14 protein-coding genes and 1 riboswitch are annotated in these 18276 nt (G+C 37.7%); of the genes, 7 read left to right on the top strand and 7 right to left on the bottom strand.

Going from position 1 to position 18276, the window contains the following annotated elements:
• Positions 1 to 127 precede the first annotated feature (127 nt).
• From bcsR to bcsC, 5 genes are read left to right on the top strand one after another with little or no spacing between them, the layout of a single operon-like run.
• Positions 128 to 319 carry a cellulose biosynthesis protein BcsR gene (gene bcsR, locus JEP40_RS16840; RefSeq protein WP_198624493.1) on the top strand — a complete coding sequence of 64 codons (192 nt, stop codon included), beginning with the start codon at positions 128 to 130 and terminating at the stop codon, positions 317 to 319.
• 8 nt (positions 320 to 327) lie between these two features.
• Positions 328 to 1065 (top strand): cellulose synthase operon protein YhjQ/BcsQ, encoded by a 738-nt coding sequence (locus tag JEP40_RS16835; RefSeq protein ID WP_198624492.1) that lies wholly within the window; start codon positions 328 to 330, stop codon positions 1063 to 1065.
• Complete coding sequence (gene bcsA, locus JEP40_RS16830) at positions 1065 to 3650, top strand: UDP-forming cellulose synthase catalytic subunit (RefSeq protein WP_198624491.1); 2586 nt, start codon at positions 1065 to 1067, stop codon at positions 3648 to 3650. The genes JEP40_RS16835 and bcsA overlap by 1 nt, the downstream gene beginning before the upstream one ends.
• Before the next feature lie 60 nt (positions 3651 to 3710).
• Positions 3711 to 6032 (top strand): cellulose biosynthesis cyclic di-GMP-binding regulatory protein BcsB, encoded by a 2322-nt coding sequence (gene bcsB, locus JEP40_RS16825; protein ID WP_198624490.1) that lies wholly within the window; start codon positions 3711 to 3713, stop codon positions 6030 to 6032.
• 4 nt (positions 6033 to 6036) lie between these two features.
• Positions 6037 to 9345, top strand: a complete 3309-nt coding sequence (bcsC, locus tag JEP40_RS16820) for a cellulose synthase complex outer membrane protein BcsC (RefSeq protein WP_198624489.1) — start codon at positions 6037 to 6039, stop codon at positions 9343 to 9345.
• Between the two features lie 81 nt (positions 9346 to 9426).
• Here the strand turns inward: bcsC and JEP40_RS16815 are convergent, their stop codons facing one another.
• From JEP40_RS16815 to JEP40_RS16805, 3 genes are read right to left on the bottom strand one after another with little or no spacing between them, the layout of a single operon-like run.
• Complete coding sequence (locus tag JEP40_RS16815) at positions 9427 to 9840, bottom strand: DUF6691 family protein (protein ID WP_198624488.1); 414 nt, start codon at positions 9838 to 9840, stop codon at positions 9427 to 9429.
• 4 nt (positions 9841 to 9844) lie between these two features.
• Positions 9845 to 10279, bottom strand: coding sequence for a YeeE/YedE family protein (locus JEP40_RS16810; protein WP_198624487.1), 435 nt, complete (start codon positions 10277 to 10279; stop codon positions 9845 to 9847).
• Positions 10280 to 10282: 3 nt separating this feature from the next.
• Entirely contained in the window at positions 10283 to 10606 is a 324-nt protein-coding gene (locus JEP40_RS16805) for an ArsR/SmtB family transcription factor (protein ID WP_036912417.1), read from the bottom strand.
• Between the two features lie 105 nt (positions 10607 to 10711).
• On the opposite strand from JEP40_RS16805, the gene JEP40_RS16800 reads away from it, so the two are divergent.
• Positions 10712 to 11218: a SprT family zinc-dependent metalloprotease gene (locus JEP40_RS16800; protein ID WP_198624486.1), complete on the top strand. Its 507-nt coding sequence runs from the start codon at positions 10712 to 10714 to the stop codon at positions 11216 to 11218.
• Between the two features lie 175 nt (positions 11219 to 11393).
• On the opposite strand, the gene mgtE is transcribed toward JEP40_RS16800, so the two are convergent.
• The 4 genes from mgtE to hcp form a co-directional block, all read right to left on the bottom strand.
• Entirely contained in the window at positions 11394 to 12467 is a 1074-nt protein-coding gene (mgtE, locus tag JEP40_RS16795; RefSeq protein WP_198624485.1) for a magnesium transporter, read from the bottom strand.
• A 76-nt stretch (positions 12468 to 12543) separates the two neighbouring features.
• Positions 12544 to 12715: riboswitch (M-box (ykoK) riboswitch) on the bottom strand.
• A gap of 216 nt (positions 12716 to 12931) precedes the next feature.
• Positions 12932 to 13267, bottom strand: coding sequence for a DUF6694 family lipoprotein (locus tag JEP40_RS16790; RefSeq protein ID WP_036935025.1), 336 nt, complete (start codon positions 13265 to 13267; stop codon positions 12932 to 12934).
• Positions 13268 to 13537: 270 nt separating this feature from the next.
• The gene (gene hcr, locus JEP40_RS16785; RefSeq protein ID WP_198624484.1) at positions 13538 to 14542 is read right to left on the bottom strand and encodes an NADH oxidoreductase; all 1005 of its coding nucleotides are present in this window, start codon (positions 14540 to 14542) and stop codon (positions 13538 to 13540) included.
• Between the two features lie 57 nt (positions 14543 to 14599).
• Positions 14600 to 16252 (bottom strand): hydroxylamine reductase, encoded by a 1653-nt coding sequence (hcp, locus tag JEP40_RS16780; RefSeq protein ID WP_198624483.1) that lies wholly within the window; start codon positions 16250 to 16252, stop codon positions 14600 to 14602.
• Between the two features lie 492 nt (positions 16253 to 16744).
• Here hcp and JEP40_RS16775 point away from each other — a divergent pair, with 492 nt between their 5' ends.
• Complete coding sequence (locus JEP40_RS16775; RefSeq protein WP_198624482.1) at positions 16745 to 18226, top strand: aldehyde dehydrogenase family protein; 1482 nt, start codon at positions 16745 to 16747, stop codon at positions 18224 to 18226.
• Positions 18227 to 18276 lie beyond the last annotated feature (50 nt).

Here is an 18276-nt window from a genome sequence, read left to right as displayed (position 1 = left end):
TATTTTTAAAGCATATTCTAAATATGGAAAATTTAAATAATTAGCAAATAAGATTAATTAAATATTATTTTTCTGGGAATTTAACCCTAGAAAGGATTTATTTCTTTTTTATCTGGAGATTATTGAAATGAAAAATGAAACTTTTATTAACTCAAATATAAAAATAGAAAAAAATAATCTAAATAAGGACGTCGACAAATTAAAAAAATTATTTTCATTAAACAACTATCACTATCAGGATATTAATAAAGAAGAGGAAAATAGTGTGCTTATTTATCGATGGCCATTACTTAATGCATTTCATTACATGACTAAATGAGGCTAACTATGCCACTTATTGTATTAAAAGGGATACGAGGCGGAGTGGGTACAACATCCACTGCAGTTGCTCTTGCCCGACAATTTAATCAACAAAATAAAAAAGTACTTATTATTGATAATTGTACTGAAAGTATTTTGTCTTTTTATTTCCCTGCACAGAAAAAAATGACTACATTAAGTCAGGCATTATTGGCACAAACCCCCATAGAGGAGTGTATTTTTAACTATCGCCCACATTATCAAGTTTTACCCTTTGGTTTGGTTAATACTAAGGATAATTTACTCTTACAGTTATCATTTTCAGCAAAACAGCATTTCAATCACTTTTTATCATCTTTTATTCAACTACATCCAGACGCCATTATTTTAATGGACTTGCAACATACACAAGATACTTTATTTACCCCTTGGATAGAAAAAGCGGCTATTTTTTTCACTGTTGCAATGGCTGAAAGCAACTGCCATATCCGCCTAAATCAACATGACTTTGTCAAAAATGAGTACATTCTCATTAATCAATTTCGAGCAACTAGCCAAGTTCACCAAGATTTTTATCAATTTTGGCAAACAACCTCTTTTCCCTTATGCCCTATGGTTCTTCATCGAGATGAGGCGTCATTAGAAGCGTGTGCCTCACGTTTACCTTTATATGATTATCGAGCCAATTGCATGTTAGTTGAAGAAATTACACAACTGACTCAATGGTGTATTCCGTTATTAGAGAGGAAAGAAGGACAGCCATAATGCCATCATCTTTCGATGCCACGACAAAAACAGAAAATAATGTGTCACAACACATTCTTATTCGTTACTACAAATTCTATCGCCATAACGGAGCTTCTCGTAGCGCGGCCATTGTTAACGAGCTATTTATTGGCATTATGTGGATTTTTTTACGAATGGAATCACCGTTTTGGCGAAAAGTAGCCCGAAAGCAACGTGAGTTATTTCCTCATATTAACCCTCGTTGCCCTAAATTTTTTGATCCCTTACGCTATTTATTACAAAGCATTTGGCTAACATGTCATTATATTGGGTATTTATTGGTAAAAAAACCCACCCAGTTTATTTCCCATATCCGAAATCTGTACAAAAAATTCTTTGTCCAAGTTTCACCTATTGCAATTGAAATTATTCAACACAAGAAAAAAAATACGCCCATTTGGCAATATCTGCTTTACTCTACCATTGCTGTTTTAGCCATTTTCTTTATTTTACTGAGTATTACCCAACCATTTGATCTCACTTTCCAATTTGTTTTTGTGATTGTTCTTTGGTTAGTAGCTTTAGCGATCCGTGAGATCCCCGGTCGCTTTGCCTCCATTGCCATGATTATGTTGGCACTTACCATTGCATGTCGATATATCTGGTGGCGTTATCAATCTACACTGTATTGGGTTGATAACTTTAGTCTTTTTTGCGGTTTACTGCTGTTACTTGCTGAAACTTACGCATGGTGTGTGCTATTTCTCAGCTTTATGCAATGTATTTGGCCACTGCATAGAAACCCCGTTTCCATGCCTGAAGATATTACAAAATGGCAAAGTGTCGATATTTTTATCCCCACTTATAACGAAGATCTGCAAGTGGTTAAACCCACTATTTATGCCAGCTTAAATTTAGATTGGCCTAAAGATAAATTATCTATTTATCTACTTGATGATGGTAATCGTCCTGAATTTAAAGCATTTGCACAAGAAGTTGGTATTCGTTATATCGCGCGTGAAAAACATGACTTTGCCAAAGCAGGTAATATCAATTATGCATTAACACAAGCAACTGGTGATTTTGTTGCTATCTTTGACTGTGACCATATTCCAACACGTTCATTTTTACAATTTACGATGGGTTGGTTTTTAAAAGACGAAAAAATGGCGCTAGTACAAACACCCCACCATTTTTTCTCACCCGATCCATTTGAACGTAATTTAGGGAATTTCCGTGAAACTCCAAATGAAGGCACACTATTTTATGGCTTAGTTCAAGATGGAAATGATACTTGGAATGCAGCATTTTTCTGTGGTTCTTGTGCAGTTTTACGCCGTACAGCACTAGATGAAATTGGCGGTATAGCCGTTGAAACCGTCACTGAAGATGCACATACCTCATTACGTTTACATCGTCATGGTTGGCGATCTGCCTATATTCGTATACCACAAGCTGCTGGACTCGCAACTGAATCATTATCGGCACATATAGGGCAACGTATTCGGTGGGCAAAAGGCATGGTACAAATATTCCGCCTTGATAATCCTCTATTCGGTAAAGGATTAAGCATTCCTCAACGCCTCTGTTATTTAAATGCCATGTTACATTTTTTTTCGGGCATTCCTCGTATGATTTTCTTACTAGCCCCCCTGACATTTCTTATTTTTCACGCCTACATCATTTATGCGCCCGCTATCGCTATCGCTTTATACGTTGTGCCATATTTGATCCACATATCTCTAGCAAGTGCGAAATTACAAGGTACCTATCGCCACTCATTTTGGGGAGAGGTCTATGAAACAATTTTGGCGTGGTATACCACTCGTCCTGTATTAAGCACACTATTTTCCCCATATAAAGGCAAATTTAACGTCACTGAAAAAGGCGGAGTAATGGAAAAAGGGTTTGTTGATTGGAATATTAACCGCCCTTACTTAATCTTTTTTAATCTGAATTTACTGGGAGTTTTGTTTGCTTTTTGGCGTATAGCAACTGGCGATCCTGACGAAGTTTTGGCAGCTGTCATGTGTTTATTATGGGTTTGCTATAACCTTGTCTTGCTAGGTGTTGCAATTGCCGTTTCTGTCGAAACTAAACAACAGCGCCGTTTCCCTCGCGTTAGAGTAAAAGTTCCGGCTATGTTGTTGTTAAACAACGGTGCTCTCTATAGATGCTATCTCTATGATTTTTCTGATAATAGCTGCGCGATTTTATTGCCTGATAATGTCACACTCTCTTTACCTCAAAATGAAAATATCACGTTACTGTTGAATCAAAATCAACGGGAACATGCATTTAAAGCCAATATTTCACGTATTGATGGACAAATTATTGGGTTGCAACTACTTGAAATGACCACACAAAAAGCTATTGATTTTACAGCTTGTACCTTTGATAGAGCTGATACTTGGGCTGATTGGCAACACGATCTTCCTGTAGATAAACCTTTAAATAGTCTCAAAGATATTATTTTCATCAGCATGCATGGCTATAACACTTTGTTAAAACGAGCACCTTACTTTATTTATGCCACTTTCCGCCTACTTGGCCTCTTTTTACTGTGGCTTTCATCTTTACTCCCTCAACACGTTAATGTTTCAAAAATATTTCATCAGTCTTAAAGGAAAAACTCCGTTTTTTGGGAATTTATTAATAAACAATAAGATCATTGGGTAACAATAATGAAAAAACGTTTTCTCATACTTGCCTTATTTATGCTGACTTCTTCAGTCCATGGAGATGAATCGCAAGAAGTGCAAACGAATATTTCAGTACCACCGGTCACAATAACTGAAGCGACATCTGAAGTTATTTCTCAAGCAGAGCCTAGAAATACATCATTGTCGTCTGGTGATATAACGCCTTCTGTGCGTCAAAAAATACTGAAATTTGCAAATACAGCCCCTAGCTATGGCGCTATTCATTTGACCGGAGTCAGCCCAGATGGCTATTTAGAATTTGGTGTACGGAGTGATGAATATGTTTCAAAGGCAACCCTAGATTTAGAGTTCACGCCTTCACCTTCATTACTTCCTGTCGAATCTCATCTTAATGTCTATTTAAACGATGAAATAATGGGTGTTATTACTCTAAAACCAGAGGACTTAGGTAAGAAAAATCAAATTACCCTACCAATTGATCCGCTTTACATTCAAGATTTTAACCATATAAAACTCTCTTTTATTGGTCACTATCGTGAAATTTGTGAAAACCAAGCCAATACCACGCTTTGGCTTGACGTCAGTAAAAGTAGTCAATTAAACCTGACCTTTCAGTCACTTCGTTTAAGTAATGAATTAGCGAATTTTCCTGAGCCATTCTTTGATAGCCGTGATTTCGGTTCATTAACTCTACCGATGGTTTTCAGTCAATCACCTAACCTCATTCAACAAAAAGCAGCGGCAATACTCACCTCTTGGTTTGGTACTCAAGTCGATTGGCGTCAGCAAAATTATCCTGTGTATTACGATACATTACCAAATCAACACAGTATTGTTTTTGCGACCAATAAACAAAAACCTGAGTTTTTAAAACAGCATGCTGATGTTAATGCCCCCACTATCGAAATGCTGACACATCCAACAAATCCTTATATCAAACTGCTTCTTATCATGGGGCGTGATGATAATGATTTGATCACCGCTGTAAATGGCATAGCTCGTGGGCAAGTTATTTTTAGAGGCAATGTTGTCACTATCAATAAAGTAGAAAAACTCATCCCTCGCGAGCCTTATGATGCACCGAAATGGGTACAATTGAATAAACCTATTTATTTTAATACGTTACAAGATTATGAAGGTCAGTTGCAATCACGAGGATTAAAACCTAATCCTATTACGTTAAATATGACCTTACCGCCTGATCTCTTTATGTTTAATAATACGGGATTACAGATGCAATTGCGTTATCGCTATACTGCACCTGCATTTCAAGATAATTCTCGTATGTCTATTTCAGTAAATGACCATTTTATTAAATCTTATCCTCTTGAAAAGGATAAAAAAGACAATCTTGTTATTGCTTATTTACCGCTTATTCAAGGCTGGATTGAGCATAAAAATTTATTGAATATCCCTGCAGTAAAATTAGGTGAACGTAACCAAATTACATTTGCATTTGATTACACTAACCCAATACCGGGAGGTTCAGTTGATCAATGTATTACTTATCAACCTGTTCCAAACGCTGTTGCTATTGATGATTTATCTAGCTTTAATTTTACAGGTGATTATCGACATTATATCGCCTTACCTGATTTACGTGTTTACAGCCACGCAGGCTTCCCATTTAGCCGTTATGCTGATCTTTCTGAAACACTGATTTTTGTCAATCAGCAACCCTCTCCGACTCAGTTATCGACTCTTTTAATTTCTACAGGGAATATTGGTGCTCAAACAGGCTACCCAGCCCTTAATGTTTCACTGACGGATTCATTAGAAGAGGTGCAAAAAAAGGATGCCGATCTACTCCTCATTGGAACTATTCCACCTGCATTAAATAATGACAAACAGATGAACGTATTGATTGATAAGGCACGGAGTGAAATTACATTGCCTTCTCGTGAAATCAGTATATTTAGCCATACTAGCTATCAGCCCACAGATAAGCGTCCTGATAGTCGGATCTCATTGACCTCTAAGGGATCAATGGGCGCCATTATTGGATTCCAATCACCATTCTTTTCACAACGTAGCGTGGTCGCGCTGTTAGCTGACAGTACCCAAGGTTATAAGCTATTAAATGAAGCTATCAGTGATAGCGGTAAACGTGATGCAATGCATGGTTCCGTAGTATTAGTCAGAGAATCCGGCGTCAATAGCTTACGTGTTGGTGATACTTATTACGTAGGCTACTTACCTTGGTGGGAAGAAGTTTGGTATGTCTTCGCTTCTCACCCTGTCTGGCTTGGTTTAGCGGCAATCATCGGTATTATTCTTGTCTCTCTTCTTATTTGGCGAGCAATGAAAATAAGAAGCCAACGTCGTTTAGCGGCTAAGGACTAAGTCTATGTGGCATTTTGGTCACTCGCATCGACGATCTATTATTGCTCTCTTTGTGCTGACAGGCTTCTTGCCTGTCACGCAAGCCAGTGAAGAAACAACGGAAGCCTTTTTGCAAGAGCAAGTGAGATTAGGGACATCCACAGGAAATGAAGTTTTAGTGGCTCAATCGCTACATCGTTTATCTTTAATTAAACCCAATGATCCTAATATCCTATTAATGCAAATTCAGTTTGCTGTAAAACAGAAAGACATTGCAAAGGCACAACTGTTATTTACTCAATTAGGCACTCAATCTCCACAATCAGAACAATATCAACGTGCAATAAAAACGTTATCATTAACAACAGATGAAAATCGGCAAAAACTACAAAGAGCCCAGCTTTATCGCACCGCTGGACGTTATGATGATGCCTTAAATTTATACGATGAAATCTATCGGGGAATGCCACCTGATGAAACCTTAGCGCTAGAGTATATCCAAGTGCTAATGCAATCCTCACACGAGGATAAAATAGACCGACTTAATCATATTTACCGTCAATATTCTCAAAATACGAAAATAGCGAGTATTTATCAGCAACAAACAACCATGGCGACAACAAGTAGTATGGCAAGCATAAAGCCTAAATCTGATGTTTCGTCATTACCTCTTGTTACATTGAAGCAAAAAGTACGCCAACAACCTGATAATGCCGATATTGTGGGTGCTTTGGGGGTGCGCTATTCTCGCGCTAATCAACGAGGTGCTGCAATTTATTATCTTTCTCAGGCGCTAAAATTAGCGCCTAATCATGATAATAGCGGTCAATGGCGAACAATGTTGCAATCTAATCAATATTGGTATTTGCTTTCAAAAGCAGATGACGCCCTGTTAAAACAAGATTATGAAATAGCTGAGCGCTATTTCAATCAACTTAATAAGTTAAGTCCTTATGAAAATGAACCTTATCTTGGTTTAGGTGATATCGCTGTTGCACAACGCCAATTGGAGATAGCGGAAAAACATTATTTACAGGCATTAAAATATCAACCCAATCATCCTGCCACTTTACATAGTTTAGCGAAGCTTTATCGCCAACAGTCCCATGAAAAAGCGCAACAATTTATTTCACATTTAACGCCAAGACAATACAAAAATTTGGCAGAAGATTATAGCTATATAATTTCAGGTATCAGACAAGATTTAGCCGCTGACGATGAGCATAAAGAGCAATATCTAAGTGCCATTGAGAAACGTAAGGAAATTGCAAAAGATTATCCTAATGATGTTTGGAATATTTATCGTCTTGCTGATGATTTATTAATGACGCAGCAAGCCTCTGTTGCCGAAGAATATTTTGATCAATTAAATCGTCGTCTCCCTAAAGATGCATCTCGCCTTTACGCTTATGCACTATACCTAAACAAAACAGGCCGAGAAACACAGGCTCTCGATACGCTAAAAAAAATCCCTTTATCTCAACGTAGTGAAAGTATGAAAGCATTAGATAGCCGATTACGTTCAGGTGAAATATTCGCACATGCTGAATCTCTACGAGCAAAAGGACAAGAACAACAGGCCGTTGATTATCTTTTTGCTCATATTCCACCAGAGCAAAAAATTCAGACTTATTTACTATTAGCAAATTGGGCAGAAGAACGAAATAATCTTGAACAAGCCTTAAGTTATTATCATACCGCACTCAATTTAGAGCCCAACAATGAAACAGCATTATTAGGCGCAACAGATATTGCCTTAGAGCAAGGGAAGAAAGCACAAGCAAAATATTATCTCGCTAAAATTGAAACCCTTTCACCCAACCAATTTAATAGCAATTCTCTTAGACGCGTTGCTAATGCAGAAAAAGAGGTGGGCAATACAGAAAAAGCACAACATTACTTTGCGTATTTAACTCAACAAATTGAGAAAGAGCCGGATAGTGCTGACGCTTTAGTGTTACGCGACATTGCTCGTTTTCAGCGAGATGGACAACACCGCCAGCAAGCTCACTATTATTATCAACAAGCCATGATCAAAGATGGAATAACGGATAGATTGCCTAAAGATAATATTGAATACACCACATTAATGCGTAATGACGAAAAAGATAATTGGTTATCTCGAAGCTTACGTGCTGATGCTGAATCACTCTATCGCCAGCAAGAATGGCGTTTTACACTAGAACATGATTATTGGGGTTCTAGTGGAAGTGAAGGTTATTCAAAATTACGTGCTCACACTACGATGTTACAACTTGATCATCCTGTTTATGATGGCCGTTTTTTTTGGCGAGCAGATTTAGTTAATCTCAATAGTGGTAAACTTGGCACATCACCTTATGACTCTAAATTTGGAACTTGTTACCGTACAGGCTGTTCTCCTTTGAAGCAAAAAGCTTTTGGTATTAGCCCTGCAATTGGTTGGGAAAATGGACAATGGCAGTGGGATCTGGGGACAACACCATTAGGTTTTGAAGTGACAGATTGGGTCGGTAAAATTGCCTATAGTCATGATCTTTTTAATGTGGGTTGGACACTTGATATTCATCGTCGTCCGGTTAATAGCTCTTTACTTGCTTTTGGTGGGCAACGAGATATTTGGACAAACCAAACATGGGGAGGTGTAAGAAGAACAGGGATCCGTTTAAGTGCGAGTTATGATCTTGGTGGAAAAGACGGATACTGGGGTGAAGTTTCTGTTGATAAACTCACCGGTAAAAATGTTGAAGATAATAGTAGTATCCGAGGAATGGGGGGCTATTATTACAAAGTTATCAATGAAAATAACCGTCGGGTTTCCGTAGGATTAAGCTCGATGCTCTGGCATTACGATAAAGATTTAAGTGGCTATACCTTAGGTCAAGGTGGCTATTATAGTCCTCAAAAATATGTTTCTTTGGGGATACCGATTAATTATCGTGAACGTACTGAAAATTGGTCTTGGGAATTATCAGGATCTGTTTCTTGGTCTTATTCCCAAACTGATGATAGAAAACGCTATCCTTTACAAAACCTGGTCTCCGTCGATAAATTTAATCGTTATACGAATGAACTTAGTCCTGAAGATCGAGAAGAGATGATGAAACTTTACTATCAAGAGCGCAATGCGGTTGATGAAGGTGATTCAAGTACTGGCGTTGGTTATACCGCAAGAGCATTAGTTGAACATCGCATTACACCGCATTGGTTTATTGGTGCCGCTATCGATATTCAACAAGCTAAAAACTATACCCCTAGCCACGCATTAATGTATTTACGTTATTCATTTAATGGCTGGAACGGAGATTTAGATTTACCGCCAAATCCTCTGATCCCTTACGCTGATTTTAAATAATGTTCAACTATTCAGACACAAACGGGAAGCTTTAAGCTTCCCGTTTAATGTTTCCGCGAATATAAACAGATTACATTGTCATTACGGTGCTTTACGCAAAAAACCGACTAACAACCAACCTGCAATCATGGCAAGAACAAACAAAATACCTTGATAAAATCCCGCCCCCGCTAATACCAAACTTGGGCCTGGACAAATCCCCGCCAATCCCCAACCAAGACCAAATAACACACTACCCAACACGAGGGGTTTATCAATAATCTTATTGGTTGGAATATTTAAAGGACACGCTAATACACTTTGTTGTCTACGACGTGCTAATTGGTAGCCAATAATACTAACAACAAGACCTGCCCCCATGATTATCAATAAAGAAGGATCCCAGCTTCCTGTAATATCCAAAAATCCTAAGATTTTTTGCGGATCACTCATTCCACCGACGATCAACCCTGCACTAAATAGAAGGCCACAAAGAAAAGCAACGAACTTTGTCATTTTATTAGCCTCCTATTACATGACGTTGAATATAAACAGTGATAAAAGCCGTCACCATAAACACTATCACGGCAACTATAGAACGACGCGATAATCGAGCTAATCCACAAATACCATGACCGCTAGTGCAACCATTACCTAAACGTGTACCTGCTCCCACCAGTACACCGGCAATGATCAACATCCAAGGAGATGTTTCAATCACTGGCACTAAAGGTTTATCAAAAAAGTAAAACAATGTAGGTGCGATTAACATGCCAATTAAGAATGCCCAACGCCAGCCATTTCCCTGCTGTTTTGTTGATAAAACACCACCTAAAATCCCACTTATTCCTGCGATGCGACCATTAAATAACAATAAAATAGCGGCAGCCGCACCTATCATTAGTCCACCTATGGCCGCACTAAAAGGCGTAAAGTGAACCCAATCTATATTCATAACTTAACCTGCTATAGGGCAATAAAGCTGATAAAGCGTATTAAGAAGCACTAACACTTTTTCATCAGCAATAGAATAAAAGATACGTTTCCCATCACGACGAGTATTCACTAATCCTTCATTGCGTAAAACAGTCAATTGCTGAGAAAGCGTAGGTTGACGTATACCTAAGCTTTCTTCTAATTCACTCACACTTTTTTCGCCCTGACTTAATTGACACAATAATAAGAGGCGATCGCCATTTCCTAGCGTCTTAAGCATACTAGACGCTTCATTAGCCGCCAATTTCATTGCATCTAATAAATCAGGTTGAACTCGTTGTGTCATGGTAAACTCCATAATCAATATACTTTTTAATAATATGTTAATTTATATATTGTGCAAGTTTTCTTTTTATTGCGTGTTTGTATAAGGCGCTATATGCTCTGTAACATGAAAACGGTAAGAGTCCCCATCGCCTTAGTGCAAAACGTTATGCGAACACTGCGTGAAAAATTGCAGCAGGCTAATCTTTATCTTAATACAAATTACCCAGAACCTACTCTACATTATAATCAGAGAGGAACTATTGCAGGCAGCGCCTATTATGCAAATTGGGAAATTCGCATTAATCCTACATTATTGATTGAAAATAAACAGAATTTTATTGAAGAAGTTATTCCCCATGAACTGGCGCACTTATTAGTTAATCGCTATTTCGGTCGCGTAGCGCCTCATGGTAAAGAGTGGATATGGATGATGGAAACAGTATTAGGCGTTTCGGCTAAACGTACCCATCATTTCGATGTTAGTACCGTTAAAGCCAAAACTTTTCGTTATGCTTGCCAATGTGATGAAGAACATCAACTTACAATTCGACGTCATAACAAAGTATTACGTGGTGAAACTCAATATCGTTGCCGTCATTGTCAGTCAATTTTGCAGTTTATAACACAGTAGAATTTCTAGCCTAATTGATTAGATAGCAGATCCCTATCTTGCCTAAAGCACTTTTAATTCAAATAAAAATTGGCTATCAAAGGTCAACATACTCTAATTAATACAGAAAAAATAAAGCCGATGTGTTGGTTAAATCACATCGGCTTTATCTTGAGAATGAATATGTGTGATTGTCTTAGGCAAACTCGCTCATCACATGAGATGCGATTTCAAAGTAAATAATAAGACCTGTACCATCAATTAACGTTGCGATAAACGGTGCTGACACAACGGCTGGATCAATACCTAAACGCTTTAATACCATTGGAATAATAGACGAAACAATTGCACTCCAAACAGTGATGGAAACAAGTGTTAATCCGACAACAATCATCACTTCCATTCCGACGCCTAAGAACCAAGCTCGTACAAAACCCGCGATCCCCATGGTTAACGCAACCATGATAGATGTTGTTATCTCTTTTCTTAAAACAGCCCACACATTGCGTAAGCTAACTTCACCTAACGCCATCGCACGAACAAGCGTTGAGGTGATTTGAGTCCCGCTATTTCCTCCAGTACCGATCAGTAATGGAATAAAGAATGCTAATGAAATAGCTGCTTCTAGTCTATCTTCAAAAGCATGCAATACCGTACTGGTATACGCTTCTGCCACAAACAGCATCAATAACCATACAACACGCTTACGCCATAATGTTACTGGACTGGTTTCTAAATAAGGCTGCTCTAATGGTGACGTTGCCCCCTGCATCTGTGCGTCAAGTGTATTTTCATCCTCAATCAATTCCGCAATATCTTGAGGACGTAACACACCCACTAATTTTCCAAAATGCATCACAGGTACACTGTCTAAACCGCTATGGCTAATCAATTGATACACATCATGTCGATTTTGTTCAGGCGATACAGAGAAAAAAGTTTGGCGCATAATATCAGACACAAACAGATCATTTGCCGCTGTTAATAACGATTTAACGGGTAAAATTCCATTAAGATAATTATCTTTATCAACAACATAGAGATAAGTTGGAATTAATTCATCTTTTAAATCATTAACCAGTTGGGCTTTTACGTTCTCAACTGAATCTGCAACAGAAACCGCAATATAAGACTGGCTCATATACGCGCTAACCGTTGTATCGTCTTTTAAACGATTATATTGGTCTTGTGTTGAATTATTTTGTGGTGAGTTTAAGGATGCATCTGCAACTAAGACAGCATCCATTTTGTTTTGAGTATTGAAAGTCATTTTTGTGGTTCCCTATTACTGTTTGTGTTTAGCAAATCAGTTCTCCATAGGGGCGAAACCAGAAGCGAGAATGCAAAAGCTATCTACACGTCTCGGTTTTAGCACTATACAACGTATCCGATGAATACTGGAAGTTACATGGGGATATACCTTCGGTCGATATATCCTGTCCTAATCTTGGGCGTCTCTCGACGTCGTCAGATCAGTAACCTGTGTTTGTATAGGAGCCTCGCCTAACGAGATACTGCCATTTTCTTGCGAATGCGGCGCGAATTATAACCACTCACACGATAATGGAAAGCACGATAACGATTTTGTTTAAGTTCTATTGAAAATGACAACGAGAACATTCATCATACAATTAAATAATATAATTCCATTTGGAACTAATATATCAAAAAGAAATAAATCTCCTCTACGAAAGTAAAAATCGCATAATCAGAGATAATCTGTTTATTAATTGATTATTTAAATGCTAATTTTTGCACTCTTATTTCTTCTGCCTGTGAAAATATCTCTTTTACTGTTTTACCATCTAATGATTGGCACATTTTACGGGTGATCATATCGCCATTCTTATGACGCCCCGCAATCACTAAATCATTAAAATTAATATCATTAAGGATCGCTAATTCTATTGCTTCGTCAAAACGTGCTTGCTCATCGAGGGGGAGAGAATTACGCATTTCAACAATTGACATACGTAATGACTCTACATTAGAGCCATCAAGGGTTTGTTGAGGTTTTTCACAGCCAGATAACATGACACTAAATAAACAAATGACTAACAATTTTTTCATATATCCCCCCTTACCCAATCAATGGTTTAAATAATAGCAGAATGTTTATAAGGAAACTCCACACTCATTAAAATATATTTTCATTAACTCCCTCATTTCAATATTTTTATTATTCTGAATAAATAAAAATGAAGTTTAAATTAAAATAAAGGGGGGTATTTTCCAGATTAATGCCACATTTAATGGGAAGAATAGACATAAAAAACCCCGTTAATAAATTAACAGGGCAAAAAATAGAAAAATAGAAGGAGAGAGTTTAATAAAAAGAGATTATGCTAGTTCAATATCACCTTTTAAACGGCAACTGCACGCTAACACATAACCTTGTGCAATCTCTTCAGGCGTTAATGTACTGGTACTGGAAACCTCATAATCACCACTAACAATTCGCGTTTTACAACTGCCACAAACTCCTGCACGACAAGCAGCAAAAACTGGCACTTTATTCTCTTCCATTGCTGTTAACAAAGTGACACCAACAGGAACTTTGATTTGCGATAATGGATGACGGATCGTCATGGTTAATTGTTCATTTTCATCAACACAAACGGGTTCATCACCAAAACGTTCCATAAAGATATTCTCAGCAGGTACACCAAGATTTCTTGCAAAACGTCCTGTATCTTCCATGTAACTATTTGGGCCACAACACATAACAGTGCGGCTCGCAATATCAGGGACTAATGCAGCTAATTTTTCTTGAGAAATACGGCCACTAAATATCCCTTTATTGTCAGGTAATTTAGGCATCATTATAAAATTGAGATTATAGGGATATGCATTTGCTAATTCGATCCACTCTTTCTCAAAGATAAACTGGCTTTGCTCACGAATATTAAAAATAACGGTGATATTTGCTTTAGGTTGAGTGTTTAGCAACCAACGTGTCATCGACATCACAGGAGTAACACCACACCCTGCAGCTAACATCAAATAGCGGGCATCTTCTTTTCCTGCACAAGTAAACTCACCTTGAGCATCAGACAACCAAAGATAATCACCTGGTTTTACTTGTGATGTTAACCAACCTGAACCGATACCATTTTCTAAACGGCGAACAGTTAAAGTGACAAAAGGGCTTAATCCTGGAGAAGATGAAATGGTATAAGCACGCATTATTTCATCACTATTATTGATACTAACCAATGCAAATTGGCCTGGTTTGTATGAATAAAAGTCGTGATTAATTAAATTTAGTGTCCACACTTCAGGGGTTTCCTGAACAATTGAGTGAACTTGCATACGATTAGGACAAAGGGAACTTGGCATCGTCATGGATATTTATTCCTTACCGAAGCCCGCAGGCCTCGGCAATGATGATGAATTAAACGATTAAGCTGAAAGGATCTCTTTAAGATCTTGTTCTGGTGTAGTGATAGAGCGCATACCGAACTTCTCATTTAAGACCGCCAGCAGATTGTCTGTTAAGAACGCAGGTGCTGTAGGGCCGGTATAAATGTTTTTTACGCCTAATGAAAGCAGAGTTAATAAAATCACAATCGCTTTTTGCTCAAACCAAGACAAAATTAAGGACAGTGGTAAATCATTGACACCGCAACCTAATTTTTCAGCTAGATTAACTGCTAGCATAATCGCAGAGTAAGCATCGTTACACTGACCCACATCAAGTAAGCGTGGTAACCCTTCTAAAGTACCAAAATCTAATTTATTAAAGCGGTATTTACCACACGCCAATGTCATAATTAAACAATCTTGCGGAATTTCTCTTGCTAAATCAGTATAATAACTACGTTCACCACGGCTACCATCACAACCACCAACTAAGAAAACGTGACGTAATTTTTTCTGTGAAACTAAATCAATCACTGTATCAGCCGCATTTAATAGTGTTTCACGACCAAAACCAACCGTAATTAAATGCTCAATTTCGCTATATGGGAAACCGTCTAATGATTGAGCTTGTTCAATCATTTCAGAGAAATCATCACCAGTGATGTGTTTTACACCCGGCCAGCCGACAATACTACGAGTCCAAATACGATCACCGTAATTACCCACATTAGGATCAATAATACAGTTTGATGTCATTAATACAGGGCCTGGGAACTTCGCAAATTCAACTTGCTGATTCTGCCAACCACTACCATAATTGCCCACTAAGTGTTTGTATTTTTTAAGTTCTGGGTAACCATGAGCAGGTAACATTTCACCATGTGTATAAATATTGATGCCTTTACCTTCAGTTTGCTCAAGTAGCATTTGTAAATCTTTCAGGTCATGACCTGAAATTAATATTGCTTTACCTGCAACGGGACGAACATTAACCGTAACTGGTGTTGGGTTACCATAAGCTTGTGTTTCACCTTTATCCAAAATTGCCATAATGCGGAAGTTCATTTGACCAATACCCATCGCATTTTCTAACAATTCATTCATATCAACAGGATCAGTGCCTAACCACGCCATATAACGGTGATATTCTGCATAAATTTCATTATCGTATTGACCTAAAACATGCGCATGTTCCATATAGGCAGCCGCACCTTTTAAGCCATATAAACACAGCATACGTAAGCCATGAAGATCATCACCAATCTGTGCTTTATCACCATTTAAGGCAAAAAGCTGAGCTTGTTTTTGTAAACTGTCTAAATCATTTCCAGCTAATTGAATTTCAGCTCTTGGATTAGTGACTTGAATTGCTGCATTTTTGGCTAAGGTACGAGATTTCAGACTTTCACGGAAATAGATAGCTTCTTTCGCATAGCCGACAATACGATCAGAATCAAAGTTGACGTTGGTTAACGTAGAGAAAAAAGCGCGAGGCGCAAAGCTGTCTACATCATGATCAATAATATCGACACTACGTGCTGCTAATGCCCAGGCGGAAAGCCCTTCTAATACAGCAACCAATAAATCTTGAAGATCTGAAGTTTCTGCTGTTTTACCACACATACCTTGCGCATAGGCACAACCATTACCTACAGGCGTTTTCATTGTTTGTTCACATTGCACACAATACATATCGTATTCCTTCTAATAAAAGATAACGCTTTATTTTTATAAGTTGCATTCTATATGCAACATAAGAATACGCCATTTTTATCAGAGAGAAAGTGCAATATTGAACAATTTAAATGTTGTTTGATCTAACGCAATTTCTAGTAGATCTTTTAATATCTCTTTTTTATCTTTTGATTTCACATAAATCTAAAGCCCACTTTTTTAAACAGATTGATTAATCGCATTACATCGTTAATGAGTAAATAAGAAAGAATATTGAAGAATAATTGATGGGTATTTTTTGTTTAATCATATAAAGACTGAGAGATGAAACGATTAATTTTATTCATTTTTGTTAAAGTAGTAATATTTATTACTATTTTTTATAGTTAATATCACCTATTGCATCAATAGCTAATCAAATTATTTCATTTGATATATGTTATTAGCACGAGTATTACGAAATGAAACTATAAGTTTTAATGATGCTCACCCCTACATTGGAGATTAAAAATGATTAAATTAAATAATGTTCCATCAGAATTTCGCCCTCTAGAAAGCTACAAAATGCTAATTGGAGGAGAATGGGTAACTAGCACATCGCAAAAAACAACTAAAACCTATAGCCCTGCAACCGGTGAATTATTAAGTGAATACCAATCAGGAAGTGCCGAAGACGTTAATCGCGCAGTCACTGCCGCACGTAAGGCATTCAAAACATGGAGTAAAACATCCCCAGCAGAGCGACAAGCCCTCTTATTAAAAATTGCAGATCGCTTAGAGCAAGAGCAAGAACGCTTTGCTTGGATTGAATCATTAGATAATGGTAAGCCACTCAATGAGTCGAAAAACATAGATTTACCTGCCTCTATTGACCATTTTCGATATTTTGCAGGCGTGATACGCTCTCATACCGATGAAAGTGCCGTCCTAGACGAAAATACCATTAGCCTTGTTATTCGTGAACCCATTGGCGTAGTTGGACAAATTATTCCATGGAACTTCCCATTATTAATGGCAGCATGGAAATTAGCGCCGGCAATTGCCGCGGGTGATACTGTCGTTATTAACCCAGCAACACTGACTTCCCTTTCATTATTAGAGCTAGGTCGTATTTTAAATGAAATATTACCAGCTGGTGTGATTAATATTGTTACAGGACGTGGATCTGTTGTAGGACAGGCTATTTTAGAGCACCAAGATATTGATAAACTGGCGTTTACAGGTTCTACCAATGTGGGTTATACCGTAGCAGAAGCCGCAGCGAAAAAAATGGTTCCAGCAACACTGGAATTAGGCGGAAAATCAGCCAATATTGTTTTTCCTGACGCAAATATGAAAAAAGCAGTCAAATATTCAGCATTGGCAATATTGATGAACCAAGGACAAGCTTGTGAATCAGGTTCACGTCTGTTCTTGCACAAAGATATTCATGATGACTTTTTGAAAGCATTAAAAACTGAATTTGAGAGTATTCGTGTCGGTGATCCCCTTGATCCTAATACACAAATGGGTACACAAGTTAGCCAAGATCAAATGGATACTATCTTAGGCTACGTTGAACTTGCAAAAAAAGAAGGTGCAACTGTTTTAACCGGGGGTGAGCGTATTACGGGTGAAGGTTACGATGACGGATTTTTTGTTCGTCCAACCATTATCATCAACGCAACAAACCAAATGCGCGTTGCCCGAGAAGAAATTTTTGGACCTGTATTGTGTGTTATTCCATTCGATAATGAAGATGAAGTGATCGAAATGGCAAATGATTCAGAATATGGGCTTGGTGGTGGTGTTTGGACTCAAGATATTAACCGCGCCTTACGTGTTGCAAAAGCAGTAAGAACCGGTCGTATGTGGGTTAACACTTATCACGAACTCCCAGCTCACGCACCATTTGGGGGTTATAAAAAATCAGGTTTAGGACGTGAAACACATAAAATGATGTTAGATGCTTATAGCCAAGTGAAAAACATCTTCATCAGTATGAAAGAATAAGATTTTCTCTCTTTTCTAAATTCTTATAAATATAATATCTATACTCATCT

This window comes from Proteus vulgaris (genome assembly GCF_016239305.1).
Lineage (GTDB): Bacteria > Pseudomonadota > Gammaproteobacteria > Enterobacterales > Enterobacteriaceae > Proteus > Proteus vulgaris_C.
Note: the sequence above shows the minus strand (reverse complement) of the source record. Positions and strands in the feature narration are given on the sequence as shown.

Coding starts and splice junctions, on each gene's coding strand:
- mgtE (WP_198624485.1), bottom strand. CDS start 12,467: ATGACTTTCAATACTCAAAACAAAATGGATGCTGTCTTAGTTGCAGAT.
- JEP40_RS16835 (WP_198624492.1), top strand. CDS start 328: ATGCCACTTATTGTATTAAAAGGGATACGAGGCGGAGTGGGTACAACA.
- bcsR (WP_198624493.1), top strand. CDS start 128: ATGAAAAATGAAACTTTTATTAACTCAAATATAAAAATAGAAAAAAAT.
- JEP40_RS16810 (WP_198624487.1), bottom strand. CDS start 10,279: ATGAATATAGATTGGGTTCACTTTACGCCTTTTAGTGCGGCCATAGGT.
- JEP40_RS16775 (WP_198624482.1), top strand. CDS start 16,745: ATGATTAAATTAAATAATGTTCCATCAGAATTTCGCCCTCTAGAAAGC.
- bcsA (WP_198624491.1), top strand. CDS start 1,065: ATGCCATCATCTTTCGATGCCACGACAAAAACAGAAAATAATGTGTCA.
- JEP40_RS16815 (WP_198624488.1), bottom strand. CDS start 9,840: ATGACAAAGTTCGTTGCTTTTCTTTGTGGCCTTCTATTTAGTGCAGGG.
- JEP40_RS16790 (WP_036935025.1), bottom strand. CDS start 13,267: ATGAAAAAATTGTTAGTCATTTGTTTATTTAGTGTCATGTTATCTGGC.
- hcp (WP_198624483.1), bottom strand. CDS start 16,252: ATGTATTGTGTGCAATGTGAACAAACAATGAAAACGCCTGTAGGTAAT.
- bcsB (WP_198624490.1), top strand. CDS start 3,711: ATGAAAAAACGTTTTCTCATACTTGCCTTATTTATGCTGACTTCTTCA.
- hcr (WP_198624484.1), bottom strand. CDS start 14,542: ATGACGATGCCAAGTTCCCTTTGTCCTAATCGTATGCAAGTTCACTCA.
- JEP40_RS16800 (WP_198624486.1), top strand. CDS start 10,712: ATGAAAACGGTAAGAGTCCCCATCGCCTTAGTGCAAAACGTTATGCGA.
- JEP40_RS16805 (WP_036912417.1), bottom strand. CDS start 10,606: ATGACACAACGAGTTCAACCTGATTTATTAGATGCAATGAAATTGGCG.
- bcsC (WP_198624489.1), top strand. CDS start 6,037: ATGTGGCATTTTGGTCACTCGCATCGACGATCTATTATTGCTCTCTTT.